1 protein-coding gene is annotated in these 965 nt (G+C 42.4%); it reads left to right on the top strand.

All coding sequences use genetic code 11. The features are described 5' to 3' along the window. Positions 1-181: 181 nt before the first annotated feature. The coding region (nagA, locus tag HP439_RS19225; protein WP_172391927.1) for an N-acetylglucosamine-6-phosphate deacetylase at positions 182-965 on the top strand (784 nt) is incomplete at its 3' end.

Below are 965 nucleotides of genomic sequence, written 5' to 3'. Positions count from 1 at the left end.
TTAATCTTCCTGAGGAATCGTTGTCTTCAGACGTTGGTATGCCAATTAATTAATTTATATCGTCAAATAAAATAGTCATCCTAGTTAACGGTTAAGCAACCGTTAACGTTATTTTTTGAGTTTTTCCTTGTATATTGTTCCCATAATACTGCGGAAGCCTATACCTTATATTTATATAAAAATGACGTCAAAAAAAGTTGCTCTTATCAATGGCATGATCTTTACGGGGGAAACCTTTGTAAAAGATAAAGCCCTTCTATTGGTTGACGAGAAAATTTTCGGGATAATTCCTCGTTTGGACGTTCCCCAGGAATACGAGAGACAGGATGTCGAGGGAGCATATATAAGTCCCGGTCTGATCGATCTCCAGATTTATGGGACGGTTGACGATTTGTTCTCTGCGGATTTGCGAGAAGAAGTCCTTCTGCGTATTGAGTCGAATTTGCTAAAGCAGGGGTGCACTTCATTTATGTTAACTTTGGCGACTAATACGCTCGAGGTATTCAAGGAAGCGATCGATGTGTTTTCGCAAGCAGAACCGAAAGTGTCACTAGGCTTACATTTGGAGGGGCCGTTTTTAAATCCTGTTAAACGAGGAGCGCATCCAGAAGAGTTAATTATTGAGGGTACCCTAGAGCGTATCAAAGGCTTGTTAGACAGTAGTAAAGGAGCTGTCAAGATGATGACGGTGGCTCCGGAATTGATGAGCGAACAAAGCATAGCATATTTGTTAGACCAGGGTATCGTGTTAAGTGCAGGACACAGTGCAGCAACCTTTGAACAAGCGATGCTTGGGTTTAAACAAGGGATATCGAGTTCAACACATCTCTGGAATGCGATGTCCTCCTTTCATCACCGAGATACGGGACTCCCTGGTGCGGTTTCTTGTCATCCTACCGTCAAGGCGTCTATTATTGTGGATGGTATTCACGTTGACTACAATGCTGTTCGACTGAGTAAAAGGC

Origin of the sequence: Sphingobacterium shayense (genome assembly GCF_013179575.1) — a bacterium.
GTDB classification, from domain to species: Bacteria; Bacteroidota; Bacteroidia; order Sphingobacteriales; family Sphingobacteriaceae; genus Sphingobacterium; species Sphingobacterium shayense.
The sequence above is the reverse complement of the archived record's forward strand: the minus strand, read 5'-3'. Positions and strand labels throughout refer to the sequence as shown.